Source organism: Caballeronia sp. ATUFL_F1_KS39 (genome assembly GCF_023630985.1).
In the GTDB taxonomy this organism is placed as follows: domain Bacteria; phylum Pseudomonadota; class Gammaproteobacteria; order Burkholderiales; family Burkholderiaceae; genus Caballeronia; species Caballeronia zhejiangensis.
In genome coordinates, this window is record NZ_JALQDZ010000139.1 from 1 (window position 1) to 240 (window position 240).

Genomic DNA, 240 nt, shown 5'->3' on the forward strand with positions numbered 1-240 from the left:
CGCAGGGCGTTGGTCATTTCCTGTCGCGTCAATTTGTCGCATTTCGTGAGCAGCGTGTGAATCGGCTTTCCGGTCGGCGCGAACCAGTCGATCATGATGCGATCGAGGTCCGTCAGCGGGCGGCGCGAATCCATCATCAGGATCATGCCGCAAAGTTGCGCGCGACTCTGGAGATAAGTGGACAGCAGACGCTGCCAGTGTTCCTTCGCCGCTCCCGGCACTTCGGCGTAACCGTAACCC

1 protein-coding gene is annotated in these 240 nt (G+C 60.0%); it reads right to left on the reverse strand.

Going from position 1 to position 240, the window contains the following annotated elements; all coding sequences use genetic code 11:
- A partial coding sequence (locus tag NCR93_RS31865; RefSeq protein WP_502799876.1) for a P-loop NTPase family protein occupies window positions 1-240 on the reverse strand: 240 nt, incomplete at both ends.